Genomic DNA, 22640 nt, shown 5'->3' on the forward strand with positions numbered 1-22640 from the left:
CTAAAACGAGATCTGGATCTAATGGTTTTTAATTGTAGATCTAATGTTTTTTAATTCTAAATGTAAAGTGTTTTTGCAGGAAGTAACTGCAGAGCGACAGGACAATGGTAATGAAAGCCTGAGAAACTGAGGGATAAAAACCCAGGCCTTCCACCATGTATTTCAGCATAGCGAAGTTTAGCCCCAGGTTAACGGTCATTACTGCAGCATACCTGAACATCTGTACCCTTCCTTTCAGGGTAGACTTAGTAAAGATCAGGTATTTATTCAATACAAAACCCCATAAAAAAGAGGCGAAAGTGCTGATGACAAGTGCCAGCGAGTGTCCGGTGATGAGCTTGGGTAAAAACAGGAAATCAACCTCGAAATTTTCCTGGTGCAGGATCCAGTTGTAGGCAATGTAATAGGATATAATGCCACATACAGCAGTCGAACCACCAGCAGCCATATACCTAAAGGTATGTAAAGATAGCCAGCGTGAAAAAGGGGGATAAAAAAAGTCTATGATTCTTAATAAAGCCTTGCGCATCAATTTGGTCTAAAGCCGTAAAGTTAGGTTTTTTACCTTGGAAGCGAAACAAAATCCGTAACCGAACAGTATTTATACCCCTTATGCGGCTGTATGCTGACGCCAACAAAGTTAAATTTGTAGTCAGTATCAAGGATAACCTTCCTGTGGCCAAGATTAGCTACACCCTTGTCAAGCAGCAGCATACAAATGTTGTCCATTCCTCCGGCATAGCCAAAAGCCAGGTTTTCACCGCAAGCTTTGCGCGGATACATGTTGCCGATGCGGTCCCTTACCGTCTTGCCGTCCAGTGAACTGTGGGCAGCATAATTGCGGCTGTTCATGTCTTTGGCATGCTGCCTGGCCACCCAGCTCATGGCCTCGTCGGGCCAGAACGGCGGTAATCCTTTCACCTCCTTCAAATCCTTTTCCAGGCTCTTGTAGTATTTATCAGTTCTGCTGATCTTTACTTCATTGTAATTACTGTATTGCTGCATTTTTGTGTTATGCCGGGTTACAAAATCCTGAAAATAGGTGTTAAAGAATTTCTCTCCGTCCATCCGTACCAGGTTCATGTAAATGATCATGTCCTTTTCCTCGCCGCTCAGGTATTTAACGTCTCCTGCAGTATTGGCGCTCTTCAATTCCTCTTTCGACCAGCTGTTTTCCGCTTGTGATCTGGACGTACTGCCAAAAGGGAGAAGCAGATTATAGGTAAAGAATAGGATCAGACTGATTGTGCTCATACTGGCAATAACGCAAAATGCGGGCCTTATTTTATGAGGCGGTCTAAATAATTTGAAAGCGAGATGCCGTTGCTACAGAATAGTTACCTCGCCAAGGTATTCGGTGGTCGAGGCAAATTCTAATTCCGTGGAGTAAAAACTCAGGTAACAATGAACCGTATCCCCCCTAAATTCTTCGGCTGTTTTTAATTGTGCAAAGCCACTTTCCCTGGTACCAGCGTCTGTAAATAGGACAAAACTTTCAAACTTCTGACTATAAATCACCAGTAATACCTGATCATTCGCCGCACGCGTTTTGCTGAAAGGCCCGTTTGTCCAGCGAAAATCTACTTTATTGCTTTCCGTAGCAGATACGCCGGGAGACCAGGCTCCCTGCAGGTCGCCCTTACTTATTATGAGGTTTGGGAAATCTATATTCATATCCGGATATTCTCCTGCAACACTATGCTTCATATTAAAAGAAAGTGCGCCATTCATTGCGGAGGTCCGTGAATAATTTTGAAAGCATATTTCAATGATTTTCTCGATCCCTAGCAAGAAGCCCCTCAACAAAACCATTTTCATTCGCGGTGAAAGTTGTGCCGGTGTTGCGGGTTTATTACTAATTCTTGGCAAGCCACGCATATAGTCGATCCCTCTCCAGGATGCGCCAATTACAGCGCCTATCTTCCCTGAAAAGGCTCCAAGTATGCCATTTTTATATTTCCCCATATTAATTAGTTTATCTGGTTGTTATAGAGAGGAAAAGTAGTAGCCCTGCATGCATGTTCTCACCTCCTGCACACCTTGTCCACACTTTCTTCACAAAAAGGTACCTCTTTGTGGCTTTGGTGTGAAGGAGGTGTGAAGACGCCCTTATTTTGTGAAGAACTTGCCTGCCGGCAAATCTTAACTATCCCTGGATTTTTACCCACAAAAAAACCCGCTCTTTTAAAAAAGCGGGTTTAGATATTTTAATGTTTGCGCTTTAGCGCAATAGATTTTTCCAGCTGGTCTTGCTTTCAATCAATTCCTGAAGGTGTTTGATCTCAATGCGCTGTTGCTCCATCGTATCGCGGTGACGGATGGTTACGGTATCATCTTCCAAAGTTTGATGATCAATGGTTAAGCAGAAAGGTGTACCGATGGCATCTTGTCTGCGGTAGCGCTTTCCAATCGCATCCTTTTCTTCATAAATGCAATTGAAATCAAGCTTCAGACTGTTCATGATTTCTCTTGCTTTTTCAGGCAGACCATCTTTTTTTGTAAGCGGGAAGATCGCTACTTTAACTGGCGCCAGACAAGGATGCAAGCGTAAAAGCGTTCTGCTGTCCTGCTTTTCTTCAGTACTCAAATCTTCTTCTTCAAATGCATTGATCATCGTCAGTAAAAACATGCGGTCCAGGCCTATAGAGGTCTCGATCACGTATGGAATGTAATTTCCATATGGCTTGCCTTCTTCGTTCAGGTCATTGTCAAAATACTGCATTTTCTTGCCAGAAAACTCCTGGTGTTGCGAAAGATCAAAGTCTGTACGGCTGTGTATACCTTCTACTTCTTTAAATCCGAATGGAAATTCAAATTCGATATCGGTTGCAGCATTGGCATAGTGCGCCAGTTTTACGTGGTCATGGAAACGGTACTTTTCAGCAGGAGTGCCCAGTGCTTTGTGCCATTTCAAACGTGCCTCTTTCCAGTAAGCAAACCATTTTTCATCCTCACCCGGACGTACAAAAAATTGCATTTCCATTTGTTCAAATTCACGCATCCGCATGATGAACTGGCGTGCGATCACTTCATTTCTAAATGCTTTACCAATTTGCGCGATACCGAAAGGGATTTTCATCCTTCCCGATTTCTGTACGTTCAGGAAGTTTACAAAAATACCCTGAGCAGTTTCAGGACGCAGGTATACTTCTTCAGATCCTTCGGCCATGGCGCCAAACTGGGTGCTGAACATCAGGTTGAACTGACGTACATCCGTCCAGTTTTTTGTTCCGCTTACCGGACAGGCGATCTCATGCGCTTCAATAAGCGTTTTTAACATTGGAAGGTTTTCGGCTTTTAAAGCCTCATCCATATCTGCCTGGAGCTTTGCAGCTTTATCAGTTTTGCCGTCTTTTTCGTAACGTGCTATTTTATCTTCCAGTAGCTGATCGGCACGGTAGCGTTTTTTAGAGTCCTTATTATCGATCATCGGATCGTTAAAGCCGTCAACGTGTCCGCTGGCCTTCCAGATTTTTGGATGCATAAATATTGCGGAATCAATCCCCACAATGTTTTCATGCATCTGTACCATGGCTTTCCACCAGTATGTTTTGATGTTGTTCTTCAGTTCCGCACCCAATTGTCCGTAATCATATACCGCACTCAGGCCATCATATATTTCGCTGCTCTGGAATACAAAACCATATTCCTTAGCATGTGATATTACATTTTTAAATTGCTCGTCGTTAGTGTTCTTAGCCATAATGTTGCAAACTTATAAAATGTTTTAACAATTTAAACGAGGAAACTCACATAAAGCCGAACAGCATCAGGAATACCATAAAAAAAATATGAATTATTAGTATATTCGTAAAAAAACTGGTATTAAAATTCAAAGTCTAAAAACCTATGAAAAATCTCTTTGTTACCTCGGTATTATGCTTAAGCACACTTTTCGTATGTGCACAAACCAAAGAAAAAGAAGACCCTAAAAGGCAGTACATTAAAATTTTGAGATACGTGGATGGTGATGTTGTTACAGATTCGCTGAGCATCAGTAAAATGCCGGAATTTCCCGGGGGGCAGGAAGCGATGAATGATTATGTTTTAAAGAAATTCAGATACCCAACTGATGTAAAGCCGGTGGTATATGGTACCATACTTGTCAATTTTATCGTCAATACTGAAGGAAAAGTTGTGAAAGCTTCTGTCGCTAAAGGATTGCACCCTTATTTGGATATGGAAGCCATAAAGGTAGTAAAATCACTTCCAAAATGGTCTCCGGGGATGCAGGGTGATAAGGCAGTTAATATAAAAATGAGCCTGCCTATCAGTCTGGACGCAGAATATTTCCGTCTTTTCACCACTAATAATTTCTCAAACTAGTTCTAATCGGACAATGATTCAATATTGTTAAATGAGCGTAAAGGTCCGGTCTGTATCTAAACATTATGGAAAACAAAAGGCAGTAGACAGCATCAGTTTTGACGCTGCGCCTGGCCGTATACTGGGTTTTTTAGGACCAAATGGGGCTGGTAAGTCTACTACCATGAAAATGCTCAGCAGTTATTTGATGCCTGATTCAGGTAGCGCAAGCATTTGTGGTTATGATACGCAAGGGCAAAGTCTGGAGGTAAAACGCCTGATCGGTTACCTTCCTGAAAATACGCCCCTGTACCTGGATATGTATGTAAAGGAGTTCCTGTCGTTTGTAGCGAATAGCTACCAGCTTAGCCAGACTGCTAAAAAGATTAATGATGTCATAGAGCAGGTAGGCCTTCAGTCAGAGCAGCATAAAAAAATCGGTATGTTGTCCAAGGGCTATAAGCAGCGCGTGGGACTGGCCCAGGCCATCATCCATGATCCTAAAGTGCTGATATTGGATGAACCTACCTCCGGACTGGATCCAAACCAGCTCCTTGACATCAGGAGCCTGATCAAAAGCCTTGGCACAGATAAAACAGTGATCCTCTCCACACACATTATGCAGGAAGTGGAGGCAATATGCGACGATGTGATCATTATTAATAAAGGGAAAATAGTGGCCGATACATCTATTGAATCATTAATCGCACAGCATGGTCCTTTGTCACTGGAAGATATATTTCGAAATATAACGGTTTGAGTGCTAATAGTTATATTTTCTGTAGATAATAATGCTGCTTCCTAAAGAAATAAATTTACATTTGATGTAACCCGCTTCGGCATTGCCGAAGCATTACAAACAAACTAAATTTTAGAAAGATGAAAAAGCTCTTCCTCCTTTTACTACTTGCAGGCGCTGCTACAATGGCCAGTGCCCAGTATTATCCTGTTAAATTCGGCTTTAAGGCCGGCGGTACTTATGCTACCTTTTCCGGCTATTCAGATGGGGGCAATGAGGCCCAGATGAAATACCGTCCATCGTTCTTTGCGGGGGCAACTGTGGAACTGCTTTTCTCTGAAAGCTTCTCAATCGAATCGGGATTGAGTTATGTAAGCAAGGGCGCTAAAACGACTTTTGATATTAGTCTGGATGAATTGGAAGGGATTGGTGTCGACCTGAATTTTTCCGGGTCCGCTACATTAGGGCTGGACTACATTGAGCTGCCGGTAAATGCACTTTTTACCATGCCCTCCGGAGATGGGAGCATCGTCCTTGGAGGAGGCCCGTATTTTGGGTATGGCATTAGAACTAGTAGTAGTTATGAGTTCAAATTCAATGGAGAGAATGTGGAAGATATGGAAGATGTGGACATCGACGAAGAACCGTTGAGATTTGGACAAGAAGGCCTAAGCCGTATAGATTATGGAGTCAATGTCACTGCTGCTTATAGATTTTATAGTGGCTTAAGCATCAATGCTGGATATAATTTAGGGCTAAAATCTGTCATCAACGACCCTGACGATCCTGAAACAAAAGTCAAAAACAGGCACTTTTCACTCGGTGTTGGTTTTTCATTTTAAAAGGTAGACAATTTATCGTGCTGTAAATTAGTTGTTTAACCTGCCTAAGTTTGCTTTTGTAACCCTTGGCAAAGTTTTTGCATTTCCTGATCTGAATTAAACAAGTAACACATTTAAATTTAGACAAAATGAAAAAGCTAATATTATTAACAGCAGTGGCAGGTTTCTTTGCATTTTCGAATGTTAATGCACAAACTAAAGACGTGGGAATGACTGGTACAAAATTAGGTATCGGAGCAGACTTCGCTTTTCCAATGGGTGATTATGGAGACTTTGCCGACTTCGGATACGGAGGTTCATTAGGTGTGCAGTTTCCGGTAGCCAGCAGATTGAATATCACAGGTAGCGCAGGATATCTGTCTTTCAAATCTAAGGAAGTTGCGGGAGTAACTGTAAATTCAGCTGCTATTCCTGTAAAGGCAGGTGCGAGGTTCTTTGTGGCCGAGAACTTCTATATAGGTGGTGAACTAGGTGCTGCATTTCCGACAGAAGACGGTGGTAAAACAGCATTTGCTTATGCTCCTGGTGTAGGAATTGAATTTCCTGTAGCAGATAATGGCGCTATTGAATTAGGCGCACGTTATGAAGGCTGGAGTTCAAAAAATTCCCTTGATCAAAGCTTTGCCAAGTCCTTCCTTGGCTTAAGATTGGCCTACAATTTCGGATTGTAAAAGACATATTAATATTAAAAAAGGGCATTCCTGCGGGAAGGCCTTTTTTTATGAGTATATTTTTTATAATATCGCTGAACATTTAAAAAATCCAACGCATTGAAAAAAGTAAGTTTAATTATCGCAATTGTTTTTTTGTTCGCAAAAGCGGATGCGCAACTAAGAGAGCCTAAATTGGGTATTGGTGCAGATTTCGGTTTTCCTATGGCAGGCTTTGACGAAAACGCCACATACGGCCTGGGCGGTTCACTCGTCTATCAGCAGCCCGTGGCACCCAATCTAAACATTACTGTCAACATTGGATACTTAAGATTTAATGGGAAAAAGACCATTGCCACCTTCAAATACAGGCAAAGTTATATTCCCATAAAAGGAGGTGCAAGGTATTTCCTGGGTGATTACCTTTACGGTGGTGCTGAAATAGGAGCCATACTTCCCGCTACCAGCGGAAACACTACGGCTTTTGCCTATGGCCCTAATCTGGGCCTTGAATTTCCGGTGTCTGACAAAGGCAGTCTGGATTTTGGTGTCAGGTATGAAGGCTGGTTACGGAACAGCGGTAACGAATCATTTATCGGACTCAGGGCCGGATACAATTTTTAATGCTAAATAGTTAATAGGCATGTACGCTGTTTTTAAACGGGAGTTAATGGGTTTGCTCAATTCGCTGATGGCATATATTACCATCGGGGTATTTTTGCTTGCCACAGGATTATTGCTCTGGTTTTTTCCGGATACATCCATACTGGAATATGGATATGCTGAACTCACCGGGTTTTTTAGTCTGGCACCTTTCCTGTTTATGTTTTTGATTCCCGCCATTACCATGCGCTCTTTTGCCGAAGAACGCCGCGAGGGAACGTATGTATTGCTGGCCATAAGGCCTGTTACCGATTGGCAGATCATTCTGGCCAAGTATTTTGCCTGTTTGGTATTGGTGGTTTTTGCATTGATACCTACATTAATTTACTATTATACCATTTACCAGCTTGGCCTGCCCCAGGGAAATATAGATGGCGGTGCAGTAACAGGCTCCTATATCGGTCTATTGTTGCTGGGCAGTGCTTTTGTTGCCGTAGGCATCTTTACTTCCTCGCTTAGCAAAAACCAGGTAGTCGCCTTTGCGCTTTCCGTGTTTATATGTTTCATTGCCTACAGCGGATTTGATGCAGTTAGTCAGTTATTCGTACTGAGTTATTTTGAAACAGTGTTTCTGAGCTTAAGTGTCAATGAGCATTATCAGTCGATCAGCAGGGGCGTACTCGATACGCGTGACCTGATTTATTTCATCACTTTTGTAGCCTTATTTCTGATCGCTACCAAAGCAGTTACAGGGGGGCGAAAATGGTAACAGCAGCTCCTAAACGAAAATGGCTAAGCCTGCTGGTGTTTATTTTGGCGCTAACTGCAATAAATATAGCATCCCAATACTTTTATGCCAGGATAGATTTTACTAAGGAGCAGCGATTTACACTCACGCCAGTATCCAGAGAGTTGCTCCAAAATGCCGGTAAACCGATCATCATCACCGTGTTTTTAGAGGGGGAACTGCCTGCAGCTTTCCAGCGCTTAAGGAATGCAACTAAAGACCTGCTTGGAGATTATAAAGCATATGCAGGTGTAGAAATGAAAGTAGTATTTACAGACCCGATCTCGGGATTGTCTGGCGCAGAGCGTGATACGGTAGTCAATAACCTGTATCAACTGGGTATAGAACCCACTACACTCAATATAAAAAATGAGGATGGATTTGCACAGAAGGTGGTATTTCCAATGGCTATAGTAGAGGCAGGGGATCATCACATCCCCGTAAAACTGCTTCAAAATCTGGATGCCGCTGGTAGTTACGAACAAAATATTAATCATTCTATCCAGAACCTGGAATATGTATTTACCGCTGCCATACAAAAAGTCCTGAGCGGCGACCGCCCAAGGATAGGTTTTACAGAAGGAAACGGGGAATTGTCGGATCTGTACCTGAGTGATGCACTCAAAAGCCTTTCTGAGCGTTATGAAGCGGGCAGGGTAAATCTGGACCTGATTGACAATGACGGGCTGGACAAGCTTAAGCTACTCATCATCGCAAAGCCGCAAAAACAATTTACCGAAGCGCAAAAGTATAAGCTCAATTATTTCATCATGAATGGTGGGAGCGTGGTCTGGTGTATAGATCAGACGAGTGCAGACCTGGACAGTATGTCTAGGTCGGGCGAGCAACTGGCCCTAAATAGGACACTTAACCTGGACGATATGCTGTTTATGTATGGTGCAAGGGTAAATTATAACCTGATAGCTGATGCCAACTGTGCTGAGATTCCGCTCAGTATGGGAGGGCAGGATGCACAGATCCAGATGGCCCCCTGGGTGTATTATCCCTTATTGATGCCCGATACAGCGAACAACATTGTGAAAAATATAGACGGGGTAAGAAGCGAATTTGCAAGTACTGTGGATACGATAGGCGTAAGGGGAATTACCAAAAAAATCCTCTTGCAAAGTTCTGCATTTAATAAAGTACACCCCACACCAAAATTACTTTCTCTGCAGATGGTATCAGAGCAGCCAGATCCAAAGAGCTATGCCAGTGTTCCGCATACAGTAGGTGTATTACTGGAAGGTGTATTCCCATCGGTATTTCTGAACAGGGCAGTCCCTGCCGGAATTTCAGGTAGTTATTCCGTGCCTGCACAGAGCAAACCCAATAAAATGATCGTCATCGGAGACGGAGATGTGTTTAAAAATCAGGTAAGCAGCAGGGATGGCTCTGCTTTTCCCCTGGGTTTTGACAGATATACGCAAAGAAACTACGGAAATAAGGCATTGTTATTAAATATTGCAGATTTTCTGACTAATGATACCGATTTGATCTCATTGCGCAATAAGGAGGTTAAGATCAGGTTGTTGGACAAGGCAAAAATACGTGCCGAAAGGTTAAACTGGCAACTGGTTAATGTAGCAGGGCCATTATTAATGTTAATATTGTTTGCAACTTTTCAACATTATTACCGCAAGCATAAGTATGCAAGGTAATTTTTATATTTTTGAGAACTGACTAGATCATATTATGAGATTCATTGTATCCACATCAACGTTATTAAAACATTTGCAAACAGTAAACGGTGCTTCAAGCAGCAGTACTGTGTTGCCTATACTGGAGAATTTTTTGTTTGAGATTAAAGATGGAAACTTAACGATATCCGCTACTGATCTGCAGACCAGCATGACTACCTCTTTACCGGTAGAATCAAGAGAAGGTGGCAAAGTTGCCGTACCGGCCAGAATATTACTGGATACTTTAAAAACGTTACCAGATCAGCCGATTTCTTTTAATATTGATGACAGCTCATTTTCTATTGAAATAAGTGCCGGTGACGGTAAATACAAACTCAGCGGAGAGAACGGTGATGATTTTCCTAAAATTCCGGTAGTTGAAAATGCATCTTCTGTTAATTTGCCTGCTTCAGTATTGACTGAAGCCATTACGAAGACCATTTTTGCAGTCAGCAATGATGAACTCAGACCAGCCATGACAGGTGTTTTTTGTCAGCTGTCTGATCAGTTCATCACTTTCGTCGCTACAGATGCCCACAAATTAGTGAGATACAGAAGAATGGATAGCAAAGCAGATAAAACCTCTTCTTTCATCCTTCCAAAAAAGGCGCTTACCCTGTTAAAAGCTGCATTGCCATCCACCGATGTCAATGTATCAGTAGATTATAATGCTACCAGCGCATTCTTCAAGTTTGAGAATATCAACCTGGTATGCCGCTTGATTGATGAGCGCTATCCTGATTATGAAGCTGTAATTCCTGCCAATAATCCAAATAAACTGGTTATCGACCGCGCGCTGTTCCTCAATACCTTGCGCAGGGTGGTGATCTTTGCCAATAAAACTACACACCAGGTACGCCTGAAGATCAATGGAAGTGAACTGAACATCTCTTCTGAAGACCTGGACTTTGCAAATGAAGCGCATGAGCGTTTGAGTTGCCAATATGAAGGTGAAGACCTGGAAATAGGGTTTAATGCCAAGTTCCTGATTGAAATGCTAAGTAATTTAAGTGGCGAAGAGGTGACGTTAGAACTTTCTACACCTAACCGCGCAGGCTTGTTAATACCGCAGACCAATGATGAAAATGAAGATGTACTGATGCTGGTAATGCCGGTAATGTTAAATAATTACAACTAATTTTCGGTTATTACATACTGGAATGGCTTGGTTTTTGACCAGGCCATTGTTGTATAAAATTGAATTGTTCCACAATTAATGATATAAGTTATGAAAAAATTATCTTTTTTTGGGCTTGGCTTAATGATATTGCTGAGCTCATGTTTTAAAGAGCCCAAGCCTGAGCCTACTGGCCCGGCAAATGTCAGGATATTAAATGCAGTTTCGACTTCTCCTCCCCAGGATGTATATTACAACAGCAACAAGATGAATATTGCACCGTTGGGATATGGTCAGGTGTCTGCATATCAGACCATTACATCTGGACCTATTTATTTCGGATTTACAGACAACGGCTCTACAGTTTCAAATTATGAAGGCGCAGCGGCGATTAAAATAGGGCAGCATTTTACTGTAATTTATTTTTCAACGGGCGGTGAGGCGAAGAATGTTGGCTTCCTTGTAGATGACATGACTGCTCCTCCCGCAGGTAAGGCGAGGGTGAGGTTTCTGAATTTAAATCCGTTGTTTGTTCAGAAATTTTCAGTCAAACTTCAAGGCGGTGCTGTTTTAACTGCTTCTCTTGAATTTGCCAACAGCAATGCATACGCTGATGTAGACCCGGGTGCAAAGTTTGACCTACTTGCAACTGGTCTGGTTGGCGAGACCGTTGTTGACGCTAATATTCAAGCTGGAAAAATCTATACCATCTGGTTTGACGGTACCACGACGCAACTGACAAGTCATGTTATCCTGCAAAACTAAACTAATATGACATTTTTAAGTTTAAAAATATCATGGTTATTGCCATGATATTTTTAATTTTGGGCTTAATTTTATAAGACTTGGAATTTTTCTCTTTTTTATTAGACTTTCTCCTCCACATTGACAAGCACCTCGAAGAAATTATCAGGGACTATCAGAGCTGGACTTACGTCATTCTTTTTCTAATTATTTTTGCTGAGACTGGTTTTGTCGTCACCCCATTTTTGCCGGGTGATTCGTTGTTATTTGCAATGGGCGCATTAATTGCCGGTGGCAATACAGGATTGAGCATATGGATCATGATGATCCTCTTAATTATTGCCGCCATATTGGGCAATTCGCTCAACTACAAGCTTGGCAGTTATTTTGGAGTCCAGGTCTTTAAAGAAAGCAACAGGATATTAAAGCTGGAATATTACAACCAGTCGCATATGTTTTTTGAGAAACATGGAGGGAAAGCCGTAATATTTAGTCGTTTCCTGCCTATTTTCAGGACTATAGCGCCATTTGTGGCTGGAGTAGCCAAAATGCCATTCGGCCGTTTTACCTTGTTCAATATCATTGGTGGGGTATCCTGGATCGTTAGTTTATTATTGGCCGGATACTTACTCGGACAAATCCCTGTTGTGAAAAACAACTTTGATATTGTGATCGTGGTGATCGCCGTTGTGACTTTCTTCCCTGCTATTTTTGCTGCTGTAAAATCCAGGATGGGTAAGAAGAAAGCCGCAGAAGAAAAGACTACAACAGATATCGAAGGGTAATCTCTAGTTTTCCCGGCCAATTATATGGCCTTTTTCGTATTTTTTATAGGCTTCATCCTGGGCTTTTTTGTCAGCCGTATCGATCGGTATTTTGACAAGGTTTTCCAGTGAGGGCTGACCGGCATCAATCCATGCTGAATACCAATAGGATCCTATCGCTAGTATAGCTGCGCGCATTTGCCGGGCTACCATATCATTCATCGCACGATGATACGCTTTTGAATAGGCTACGGAGTATTGCCTGACCACAAGGTTGTTGCGTTTAGAAAATCCATATTTCCTATGCGAAGCAAAACTGCTGTCTACCCGCGATTCGCACTTCAGCACGGAATCTACCAGGCTATGTGTGTGCGTAATGATTGTCCAGGCCTCTTTCAGCGGATTGTTTACATACCTTGCCTTGCCCACGAGGTAATTATAATCGTTAGCAAACAACTCGGGCAGCCTGCTCTCCCAAAACGCATGGATGCCGGTTTGGTTTGTCAATTGGCCATTGTGGTTTTGTGTGGTATGCAAGGGTACATGTGCGTCGGCTAGGTAATGGCCCAGATAGGCCGAATAAACCAATATCTTTAAAGAATCCCGGGTTTTAAAAGCATTTACCAGCTTGTAATAACTTACCTGGATCTGCCAGGGCAAAATCCCATTCTCGTTCAGTCGCGCTATCCCGTATTTCTTTACCGCATCATCCCACTTCCGCGGTATACTGTCTATATCTTTTTCGTAGAGCTCCACATCCAGATAATGCCGTGGCGCCTCAGAAGTATCCGCATACCTGCGTTTGTCGGCGTCGACCGCATGGTCCGAAAGGTATTGGATATTGGCCTTATAAAACCTGCTGATCCCGGAGGGCAGTGAAAAAACCGCATACCGGGTGATGCGCATATGTGCAAAAAAGCCCCATGACCCCAAGGAAAACAGCACAATAAGCGCAAAAAAATAGCGGATGAAACATTTCATCCGCTAAATTATACAAGTAACGCCAAACAGCTCTATTTGTCTATGCTTTTTCCCTTCATAGCCGATGAAACGGCCACATCCATCACACGCTCTGCAAACGGACGGGTAAACTCATTCAGCTCATCAGCTTTCTTCAGGATATCATCCTTCTCTGCCGTACCCAAAGCAGTTTTCAATGCGGCTATATGTTCCTTAGTATTGCTGATCTCATCAGCAGTCAGGTAAACCCCATGCTTTTCTATAAAGCGTTCTGCGGTATATACCAACTGCTCACCCTCGCTGCGTGCTTCTATCAGCATACGTTGTTCCACATCGCTCTTTGCATGCGTAATGCTGTCTATCAGCATTTTTTCTACAGTATCATCGGTCAGGCCATAACTAGGCTTAATGTCTACTTCCTGTTTCACGCCCGATCTCAGCTCTATCGCCTGTACCGTCAGGATGCCATCCGCATTCAATAAGAAGTTTATATCCACCTTAGGCAAGCCAGCAGGCATCGCTGGAATTCCTTTCAGGTCAAATTCAGCCAGTTTTCTGTTCTCCTGCACCAGATCCCTTTCTCCCTGATAAACAGAGATTTTCATATTCACCTGTCCGTCAAGTGAAGTCGTGTATTGTCGGCCGGCTTTAGTGGGGACCTTAGCATTCCTTGGGATGATCACATCCATCAGGCCGCCCATGGTTTCAATACCCAGCGACAAAGGTGTTACATCCAGCAGCAGGATGTCAGAGCGGTTACCTGCCAGAATATCGGCTTGTATGGCTGCACCTAATGCCACTACCTCATCCGGATTGATTTGGTCATGTGGCTTGCGGTCAAAGAAACTCGCTACTGCCTGCTTCACATATGGCGTGCGGGTAGAACCACCCACCAATACTACTTCATCAATATCCGAGATGCTCAGTTTTGCATCGTTCAGTGCCTGTTTGCAGGAGTCTATCGTTTCCGCCACCCTGGCAGCTATTAATTCTTCAAATGTTATTTTAGTGATTGAACACCAGATTTCTCCAAGCTTCTCATTGTAAATATTCTGTGTGGTCAGCGCTATTTTTGCCTCTTCCGCTTTAAGTCGCAGTGATTGCATCAGAATGGGATCAGTAGCCAGTTCTTCTTTATTTAACCCGTTTTTTTCTATCCAGTAATGGACAATAGCCCGGTCAAAGTCATCACCGCCCAAAAATGTATTGCCATTGGTAGACAGTACCTCAAATATGCCGTTCTGTATAGCCAGGATGGAAACATCAAAGGTACCGCCGCCCAGATCATATACCGCAATGGTCTTCTGCTGGGTAGGGTCTAAACCCAGTCCGTAAGCCAAACTCGCTGCGGTAGGTTCATTTACTATCCTCAATACATCCAAGCCAGCCAGTCGGCCGGCATCCCGTGTGGCTTGTCGCTGACTATCATTAAAATAGGCCGGTACGGTGATCACAGCCCGGTTTACCGGAGTCTTCAGCGCATGTTCCGCACGCGCTTTCAGTTCTTTCAGGATCTCGGCAGAGAGTTCTATCGGCGTATAAAATTTATCCCCCGCTTTGATCTTTACCAATGAATCATTCTCATCATCAATGATCTTATAGGAAAACGTGTCCTGGTGACCGGCCACATCTTTGTACGACCTGCCCAATAACCGCTTTACCGAAAATATCGTATTGGAAGGATCAGTAGTTAAAAATTCTTTAGCTTCATTTCCTACCAAAGCATCACCCATGTTATTAAAATGTACTACAGAAGGCACCAAAAGTCCCTTTCCGGTATCATTGATCACCTGTGGGTTCTTCTCCGGATTGATAAAAGCAACCAAACTATTGGTAGTGCCCAGATCAATTCCTACGATAATCTCTTCTTGTTGAAACGAACCTGTAGCCAGGTTGATGGATATCTTTGCCATAGTACGGCAAATTTACAAATCTTTTTTATGGATATTGTAAAGCCAAAGTACTATATCCTGATAGCTGTCGGTACCTTTTGACTGGTTGTTGAGCTTCAGGAATTTATCAAAGCTCATGTCCATATAACCGTACATCTCGCTATTGTATTTCAGCCAGAAGGCCCTGTCGCGGTCCAGTTCGGCAATGGTTTTTTTATTGATCGTACGGTACACGATATCATAGATCTCAGGAAAGGCTTTGCCCAGCTCAACCAATACGCTTCTCAGCATCGCATAATAGCCCGAATACTGAAACTCTATGTCGTCACTATGTATCGAAGCCAGGTATCCGATCAGATTGGCCTCGTCCTCCCGGCCTATACCCAGCTGGTGGGCAATCTCGTGACAGGTCACAAAAGGCAAACTCGTATTTGGCAGGTGCATGTTTACATTGGCTTCGCCTGATAGGGGGTTATAATAACCCTCTACGCCCAATCGGGTAATCAGTAGTTCGTTCAGGACAAACTTAACCGCAGGCACCGGATATTGAAAAAATGGATTCAACCGGGCCATATTCTTATATGCCGTATCAGCTGTTTTCTCCAGTGCGGCTATATTCCATTTAGCACGTGGTTTTCTTTCCTTTTGCAGCGCATTTATTTTCTTAATCAGGAAGTTGCCTAAAGAAAGCAATTCGGCCTTTGTATATTTCTGGTTGCTGATGCCCAACTGGTATGCCACCGGCAATCTTGAATAATTCAATCCCCAGCTCAACTTAAATACGATATAAAGTATCAATGAAAAATTGACTACCTGCAAAGGAATCACCCAACTATCGCTCATAACCAGCCGCTTTTTAAACAACTTAATAAAGAACTGCACTACGTTTACCAGCACATAAATGACCAGCGCAGCATACAGGAAATCACCAATAGGAAATGGAAACAGGGAACTAACAAAACGCTGAAGGATGGAAGTGTATACATATAATCCATTGGAATACATTGACTCTACCAATAAAGGAAAGAAGCCAAGCAAAAACACCAGACCTGCCACAAGACAAGTAATGCCAACTTTAGTCAGTAATGTTTTGTGCAATCCGGACAGTTTCGCCATCAGATCAGCGGTTGAATTGAAGTCTCTTTCCTATCTCATTGGTCATAAACTTACCCCGCTGATAGGCCAGGTTTCCTGATATAAAAGTATGGGTGATCTCTGCCTGGAAAGTCTGGCCTTCAAAAGGCGACCAGCCGCATTTGTATAGCACATTTTGTCGGGTTACTTTATATGGATCATTCAGATTCACCAGCACCAGGTCAGCCCAGTAGCCCTCTCTGATAAATCCTCTTTTTTCTATTTCAAAGCAGGTAGCCACATTATGAGCAGTCTTTTCTGCGATCTGTACCAGCGAGATCTTTCCCTGATGGTACATTTCAAAAAGTGCAGAAAGCGCATGCTGTACCAGCGGGCCGCCAGATGGTGCCTGCAGGTAAGGCTGTTCTTTCTCTTCAATGGTATGCGGGGCATGATCGGTGGCAATGATGTCAATATGCCCGTCCAAAACGCCTTTCAATATCGCATCCTTATCTGTAGCAGTCTTCACCGCAGGGTTCCATTTTATCCAGTTGCCCTTTGTGGCATAGTCGCTGTCGTCAAACCAAAGGTGGTGCACACAAGCCTCCGCTGTAATCTTTTTATCTTTTAATGGGGTTATGTTGTCAAACAAAGCCACTTCCTTAGCTGTCGAAATGTGCAGGATGTGCAGCCTTGTCGCATATCTTTTGGCCAACTCTACCGCCATCGAAGAGGACTTATAACAAGCCTCCGCACTGCGGATCAGCGGGTGCATGTCCACTGTAATATTTTCTCCATACCGCGCCTTAAACGCTGCCATGTTTTGCTGTATCGTCTGTTCATCTTCACAATGCGTAGCAACCAGTATAGGTGCTTCCTTAAAGATGTTTTCCAGTACTTGCTCATTGTCTACCAGCATGTTGCCTGTAGAAGAACCCATGAATACCTTGATCCCGCAAACATTCTTGGGATCTGTTTTCAATACCTCCTCGATATTCGTATTGGAAGCACCCATAAAGAAGGAATAGTTGGCCAGCGACACTTCCGAAGCGATCTTATATTTATCTGCCAGCAGCTCCTGGGTCAGCGTATTAGGTACCGTATTGGGCATTTCCATGAAGGAAGTAATCCCACCCGCCACAGCCGCCATGCTCTCCGTAAAGATATCCGCCTTGTGCGTCAGTCCCGGCTCTCTGAAATGCACCTGATCATCTATCATACCCGGAAACAGATGCAAGCCTTCGGCATTGACCTCAGTAGCTCCCGGCTCGGAAATACCGGCAGCAATTTTTTCAATAAATCCCCCTTTAATCAGGATATCCGCAACAATGATCTGCCCTTCATTCACTATTGAAGCGCCTTTTATCAATATGGTATTCATACAGTCAAAGCTAAAAAAAATATGCTTTTATAAGCTTTGTCAATCATAAATAGTTATTTCTCTGTCATTTCTGTGGCATAACCGAGAGATTGTCCGCCAACTTCAGTACTTAAAACCCCCGGAACTTTAACTTCGCAGCGGATTCCTTAGATTTACCAAACCAAATAATACGAGATGATTAAAAAGTTAGGCGCAATACTGTTCTCCACCCGGACTACGGGCACCATGTTGATTTTGTTTGCTTTTGCCATGGCAATGGGTACGTTTGTAGAAAATGACTATGGTACACCAGTTGCAAAAGCTTTAATATACGATTGTTGGTGGTTCGAACTGATCATGATCATCCTGGTGCTTAATTTTCTGGGTAATATCAGCAGATACCGGCTTTACCAAAGAAAAAAACTGCCTTTATTGGTATTCCACCTTGCGTTTGTGCTGATTTTTATTGGTGGCGCCGTCACCCGGTATATCAGTTTTGAAGGATCTATGTCAATCGGGGAAGGTGAATCCAGCAATTCGATTGTGACCGATAAGACGTTTTTTAAAGTCCACATAGGCAATGAAAATAATGCGCTTGCTTATAAGGATCTCCCGGTGACCCTGCTCTCAGACCGTGTGCCATTTTATCTAAAGCCCTTTAAGAGAGATTTCGAAGAAGAATATGATTTTTACGGCGAGCGGGTCAAGCTGAAAGTTATTGGTTTTTATCCCCGTGCACAAGATTCCCTGATCAAAGATGCCGGTGGCGTGTCTACCTTACATTTGGTTGTACTTGAAAACGGAAAGCGCGTCAACAAATACATTACTTCTGGTAGTGTGCTGCTCATTCAGAACCTGTTGGTAGGGTTCAATAAGGAAACTGAGGGGGCTATCAATATTTCTAACGCAAGCGGCAGTTTACAGATATCCTCCTCTTATGAAGGCAATTACATGATTATGGCTACCCAGGAGCGCAAAACTGTTTCAGGCAATAGTGAAGCAAATGAATTTCATATGAGAAGCCTGTACACCTATGGCTCCCTGGCTTTCGTAGTTCCGGAAGCGCCAGTCCCGGCCCGGATCATCCACCTGGAAGGCGATAAAAAGACCCATGAAAACGATCCGGACCTGGTACAGCTCGCCATCACTACGAATAAAGCCACCGATACCGTGTCATTCTACGGAGGCAGGGGCTTCACTGATTTTCAGCAACAAGTCCAGGTGGGCGACCTCAGGCTCTCGCTGGCTTATGGCTCCAAGATTTATGAAACTCCTTTTTCATTGAAGCTCACTGATTTTAAAATGGAAAAATATCCGGGTAGCGAAAGCCCGTCATCCTATTCCTCAGACGTGATGATACAGGACAATGGCAAAGAAACCCCATACAAGATTTATATGAACCATGTATTGGACCATTCAGGCTACCGCTTCTTTCAGTCTAGTTTCTATCCCGATGAAAAAGGTACCATCCTTTCGGTAAACCATGATGCCTGGGGCACCAACATTACTTACATTGGTTATACTTTGCTTTTTCTCGGCATGTTTGTCACCCTTTTTTGGAGAGGCACCCATTTCTCAAAGCTCAACGAGCAACTGAAGCAGCTGTCAAAAACTACAAAAGTGACCTTGCTCTGCTTGTCTTTCCTGGCTTTAGGGCAGGGGGCATATAGCGAGGAGATTGATACGCATGGCACCAATGGCGCTAAGGAGCATGAGCACCATGCAAATGATGGTCATGACCATTCCGGACATGATCACGGACCTGCACTGCCTGCTTCCGAAAGTGAAAAGGCAAACATGCAGCAAATGCTGGCCGCACAAGCAGTGGATGCCAGATCTTTTGCGGCAACGGTACAGATCGATCCTGCCCATGCAGAACACTTTGGCCGTTTGCTGGTCCAGGACTTTGACGGAAGGATTGAGCCCATCAATACACTTGCCTTAGAGATCTTAAGAAAGATTCATGGCAAAGAGCGCTTTCACTCCTTAAATGCCAATCAGTTTTTGCTAGCTATCTCCAGTTCGCCGCTCAAATGGCTCACTGTACCCTTGATTCAGATTTCTGCCAAGGGTGGAAATGAAGCTTTGAAGAAATTGAAAGCAGATGAGAATGGTTACACTACCATGATCAATTTGCTGACTATTGGCGGGGATGGCTCTGCGGAATTCATCCTGGCTGATGACTACAGGAAGGCCTTCGCCAAAAAACCTGCAGATCAGGGTACTTACGATAAGTTTGTACTCGAGCTGAATGACAAGTTGTATGCCATGCAACAGTTGATAGATGGGCATTATTTACGGATTCTGCCCCTTGCAGGCGACAAGAACAATACCTGGGTAGCCATGCCTTACGATCCGGTTAGCGGACAATTGAACAATCCCGTAGCACTTTATTTCTCCAGTGTGGTTGCCGCACAGTCTGCCAACAACTGGAAGGGGGTAGATGATAAACTAAATCACATAAAACAATTGCAACTAAAGCACGGTAAGGATGTTGTCCCTTCCGAGGCAAAGATTGAATGGGAAATCAGGTACAATTCATGGAACCTTTTCCTGAAGATCATGATCGTTTATTCCATATTGGGAACTATCATCCTGGCCCTCGCTTTTATCCGTTTATTCAAACAAAACAAATTGCTGGACCGTTTTGTGCTGGTGCTCCTAATATTGATCGGAACAGCAGCAGCCCTTCAGGCAATGGGTTTAGGTGTACGCTGGTACATTTCCGGGCATGAGCCATGGAGTAACGGCTATGAAGCGGTACTTTTCATCAGTTGGATCGGTGTTTTATCAGGGATGTTGCTTTATCGCAACAGCAATGCTTTCATTCTGGCAGCAGGGTGTTTGATTGCCGTCATCCTCATGGGCTTTGCGCATGGAGGTTCGCAGATGAACCCACAAATCACCCCGCTAGTACCCGTATTGAAGTCCTACTGGCTAATGATCCATGTGGCCATCATCACATCCAGTTATGGTTTTTTCGGCCTCAGTGCCTTACTCGGCACGGTGGTATTGATCTTGTTTATCATCGATAACGATAAAATAGCTGCCAAAGTGAAGTCTTCTGTTGCGGAACTCAGTATTGTGAATGAGCTTTCTCTGACAGTCGGCGTGTTCCTGCTGACAGTAGGTACATTCCTGGGTGGAATCTGGGCCAATGAAAGCTGGGGACGGTATTGGAGCTGGGATCCTAAAGAAACCTGGGCGTTCATTTCTGTGATCGTCTATGCCTTTGTTCTTCACGTTAGGCTCATCCCAAAAATGCAAAGCAAATACCTCTTCAACCTGTTGTCTTTGATTAGCTTCTCTACCATAATCATGACTTATTTCGGTGTCAACTACTATCTGTCCGGCTTGCATTCTTATGCTCAGGGCGATCCGGTACCGGTTCCGGACTGGGTATATATTACCGTGGCAGCAGTATTCCTGCTGGCATTAGTTGCATACCTGCGGCATGCCAACAGGAAAAGAAACCCGATCAAATAAATTTTGCCTATTTTTGCCAAATGCCCAAAAAATTCGAAGAGTTTAACCTAAACCGACAGATTTTAAACGCTGTAGAAGACGCAGGGTTTACCATAGCTACCCCGATACAGGAAAAAGCCATAGCACCGGTATTGTCAGGACAGGATATATTCGGCATCGCCGAAACAGGTACCGGAAAAACCGCTGCCTATGTATTGCCAATCCTGATGCAGCTGAAATATGCCCAGCATGATTCTGCGCGTGCGCTCATATTAGCGCCGACAAGGGAGCTGGCCATGCAGATCACCGAGCACGTAGTACTCTTTTCTAAATACACCGACCTGCGCACTGTAGTCGTGTATGGCGGCCTTGGGCCCAAGACCCAGATCGAACAGCTAAAGAAAGGCGTAGACATCATCGTAGCTACGCCAGGAAGGTTCCTGGATATCTACTTGGCCGGACACATCAACACCCAGTACCTGAAGTTTCTGGTGCTGGATGAAGCCGATAAAATGATGGACATGGGCTTTATTGGCTCCATCCACAGAATACTCGAGGTAGTGCCCCGCAAACGTCAAAACTTGCTTTTCTCTGCCACCATGAGTGATCTGGTACAGAAGATAGCCGGCGATTTCTTAAAGCACCCAACCATAATAGAGGTTGCCCAGCAAGCCACCCCGGCCGCTACCGTGACACAATCACTGTACGAGGTGCCCAATTTCAAAACCAAGATCAACCTCCTCCAGCATTTGATGAAAGACGATGAAGCCTTCAACAGGCTGATCATCTTTTGCAAAACCAAGGTGGTGGCCGACAATATATTCAGCTTCATAGAGCGCCGCTTTGGTGCCGATCAGGTGCGTGTGATCCATGCCAACAAAGGCCAGAACACCCGCATCAATTCTATCAATGACTTTAAAGAAGGAAATATCAGGGTGCTGGTAGCTACCGATGTAGCCTCCAGAGGTATCGACGTATCTGAAGTAAGCCATGTGATCAACTTCGATGTGCCCATCATCATCGAAGACTATGTACACAGGATAGGCCGTACAGGGAGGGCCTACGCCAAAGGAGATGCCCTGACCTTCTGCAGTCCGGCTGAAAAATATTACATTCAGAAAATACAAAAGTTGATCAGACAGGAAATCCCTGTTGTACCTTTGCCTACTGAAGTTTTTGTGGAAGAAACCCCTTACGAAGAGAAGCAGGCCATCAACCGTGCCATTGACGATCAGAAACGTAAGGATGATCCCGACTTTAAAGGTGCTTTTCACGAGAAAAAACATGCTGCCGCTATTGCCGCTGCCGCACGAAATAAAACGAACAAGCAACCGGCCTGGAAGACCAAGAAATTTAAAAAGTAACACCCTTGAAAGTAAAGCTGACCCCGCTCAATATTGTATCGTCGATATGCCTCGTAGCCAGTGTATTGTTGTTCACCAGTAAACAAGCACCACGCCCACAGCACATCGATATTACACCTATGCTGGCCTGGTTATCCTTGCTTTCGGCCGTGGTCTTTTTTATATCCGATCTAATATTCAGGAGGTTTATCCTCAGTCTGAAGAAACTTTGGATAGTAGAGGGGGTGTTGGTTACGTTTATCATAGTTTTAATACTGATCATCACCTCCAGTTTAAAGTAAAGGACAATACA

General features: G+C 43.8%; 21 protein-coding genes. 12 read left to right on the top strand and 9 right to left on the bottom strand.

Annotated features, from left to right (window positions below; translation table 11 throughout):
- Positions 1-40 precede the first annotated feature (40 nt).
- The 4 genes from EZ437_RS08820 to EZ437_RS08835 form a co-directional block, all read right to left on the bottom strand.
- A complete protein-coding gene (locus EZ437_RS08820) occupies positions 41-529 on the bottom strand; it encodes a GtrA family protein (protein WP_131595409.1) in 489 nt (162 codons plus the stop codon).
- Between the two features lie 32 nt (positions 530-561).
- Entirely contained in the window at positions 562-1254 is a 693-nt protein-coding gene (locus tag EZ437_RS08825) for a CAP domain-containing protein (protein ID WP_131595411.1), read from the bottom strand.
- A gap of 72 nt (positions 1255-1326) precedes the next feature.
- On the bottom strand, positions 1327-1965 hold the full coding sequence (locus EZ437_RS08830) for a DUF6266 family protein (protein WP_131595413.1): 639 nt from the start codon (positions 1963-1965) through the stop codon (positions 1327-1329).
- A 256-nt stretch (positions 1966-2221) separates the two neighbouring features.
- Complete coding sequence (locus EZ437_RS08835; RefSeq protein WP_131595415.1) at positions 2222-3703, bottom strand: glycine--tRNA ligase; 1482 nt, start codon at positions 3701-3703, stop codon at positions 2222-2224.
- 146 nt (positions 3704-3849) lie between these two features.
- Here EZ437_RS08835 and EZ437_RS08840 point away from each other — a divergent pair, with 146 nt between their 5' ends.
- From EZ437_RS08840 to EZ437_RS08885, 10 genes are all read left to right on the top strand, one after another.
- The gene (locus EZ437_RS08840) at positions 3850-4326 is read left to right on the top strand and encodes an energy transducer TonB (protein ID WP_131595417.1); all 477 of its coding nucleotides are present in this window, start codon (positions 3850-3852) and stop codon (positions 4324-4326) included.
- Positions 4327-4357: 31 nt separating this feature from the next.
- Positions 4358-5065, top strand: a complete 708-nt coding sequence (locus tag EZ437_RS08845) for an ATP-binding cassette domain-containing protein (protein WP_131595419.1) — start codon at positions 4358-4360, stop codon at positions 5063-5065.
- Positions 5066-5184: 119 nt separating this feature from the next.
- Positions 5185-5886 carry a porin family protein gene (locus EZ437_RS08850; protein ID WP_131595421.1) on the top strand — a complete coding sequence of 234 codons (702 nt, stop codon included), beginning with the start codon at positions 5185-5187 and terminating at the stop codon, positions 5884-5886.
- A 128-nt stretch (positions 5887-6014) separates the two neighbouring features.
- On the top strand, positions 6015-6557 hold the full coding sequence (locus tag EZ437_RS08855; protein ID WP_131595423.1) for an outer membrane beta-barrel protein: 543 nt from the start codon (positions 6015-6017) through the stop codon (positions 6555-6557).
- Between the two features lie 99 nt (positions 6558-6656).
- Positions 6657-7160: an outer membrane beta-barrel protein gene (locus EZ437_RS08860; RefSeq protein WP_131595425.1), complete on the top strand. Its 504-nt coding sequence runs from the start codon at positions 6657-6659 to the stop codon at positions 7158-7160.
- A gap of 19 nt (positions 7161-7179) precedes the next feature.
- Positions 7180-7908 (top strand): gliding motility-associated ABC transporter permease subunit GldF, encoded by a 729-nt coding sequence (gene gldF / locus EZ437_RS08865; protein ID WP_131595427.1) that lies wholly within the window; start codon positions 7180-7182, stop codon positions 7906-7908.
- A complete protein-coding gene (gene gldG / locus EZ437_RS08870; RefSeq protein ID WP_131595429.1) occupies positions 7902-9587 on the top strand; it encodes a gliding motility-associated ABC transporter substrate-binding protein GldG in 1686 nt (561 codons plus the stop codon). The genes gldF and gldG overlap by 7 nt, the downstream gene beginning before the upstream one ends.
- 34 nt (positions 9588-9621) lie before the next feature.
- Positions 9622-10746 carry a DNA polymerase III subunit beta gene (gene dnaN / locus EZ437_RS08875; protein WP_131595431.1) on the top strand — a complete coding sequence of 375 codons (1125 nt, stop codon included), beginning with the start codon at positions 9622-9624 and terminating at the stop codon, positions 10744-10746.
- 90 nt (positions 10747-10836) lie between these two features.
- Positions 10837-11490, top strand: coding sequence for a DUF4397 domain-containing protein (locus EZ437_RS08880; RefSeq protein WP_131595433.1), 654 nt, complete (start codon positions 10837-10839; stop codon positions 11488-11490).
- 80 nt (positions 11491-11570) lie between these two features.
- Positions 11571-12254, top strand: coding sequence for a DedA family protein (locus EZ437_RS08885; protein WP_131595435.1), 684 nt, complete (start codon positions 11571-11573; stop codon positions 12252-12254).
- 3 nt (positions 12255-12257) lie between these two features.
- Here the strand turns inward: EZ437_RS08885 and EZ437_RS08890 are convergent, their stop codons facing one another.
- The 4 genes from EZ437_RS08890 to EZ437_RS08905 are packed head-to-tail and all read right to left on the bottom strand — an operon-like array spanning position 12258 to position 17540.
- Positions 12258-13214 (bottom strand): zinc dependent phospholipase C family protein, encoded by a 957-nt coding sequence (locus EZ437_RS08890; protein ID WP_225869536.1) that lies wholly within the window; start codon positions 13212-13214, stop codon positions 12258-12260.
- A 32-nt stretch (positions 13215-13246) separates the two neighbouring features.
- Positions 13247-15106 carry a molecular chaperone DnaK gene (dnaK, locus tag EZ437_RS08895; RefSeq protein ID WP_131595437.1) on the bottom strand — a complete coding sequence of 620 codons (1860 nt, stop codon included), beginning with the start codon at positions 15104-15106 and terminating at the stop codon, positions 13247-13249.
- Positions 15107-15118: 12 nt separating this feature from the next.
- Positions 15119-16201, bottom strand: coding sequence for a DUF3810 domain-containing protein (locus EZ437_RS08900; protein WP_131595439.1), 1083 nt, complete (start codon positions 16199-16201; stop codon positions 15119-15121).
- A gap of 4 nt (positions 16202-16205) precedes the next feature.
- Positions 16206-17540 carry a dihydroorotase gene (locus tag EZ437_RS08905; protein WP_131595441.1) on the bottom strand — a complete coding sequence of 445 codons (1335 nt, stop codon included), beginning with the start codon at positions 17538-17540 and terminating at the stop codon, positions 16206-16208.
- A 174-nt stretch (positions 17541-17714) separates the two neighbouring features.
- Here EZ437_RS08905 and ccsA point away from each other — a divergent pair, with 174 nt between their 5' ends.
- Positions 17715-21005: a cytochrome c biogenesis protein gene (ccsA, locus tag EZ437_RS08910; RefSeq protein WP_225869537.1), complete on the top strand. Its 3291-nt coding sequence runs from the start codon at positions 17715-17717 to the stop codon at positions 21003-21005.
- 20 nt (positions 21006-21025) lie between these two features.
- Complete coding sequence (locus EZ437_RS08915) at positions 21026-22348, top strand: DEAD/DEAH box helicase (protein WP_131595443.1); 1323 nt, start codon at positions 21026-21028, stop codon at positions 22346-22348.
- Here the strand turns inward: EZ437_RS08915 and EZ437_RS08920 are convergent.
- Positions 22338-22610 (bottom strand): hypothetical protein, encoded by a 273-nt coding sequence (locus tag EZ437_RS08920; RefSeq protein WP_131595445.1) that lies wholly within the window; start codon positions 22608-22610, stop codon positions 22338-22340. The two genes, EZ437_RS08915 and EZ437_RS08920, sit on opposite strands and share 11 nt — an antisense overlap.
- Positions 22611-22640: the final 30 nt, after the last annotated feature.

The sequence above is a fragment of the Pedobacter psychroterrae genome (assembly GCF_004331695.1).
In the GTDB taxonomy this organism is placed as follows: Bacteria; Bacteroidota; Bacteroidia; order Sphingobacteriales; family Sphingobacteriaceae; genus Pedobacter; species Pedobacter psychroterrae.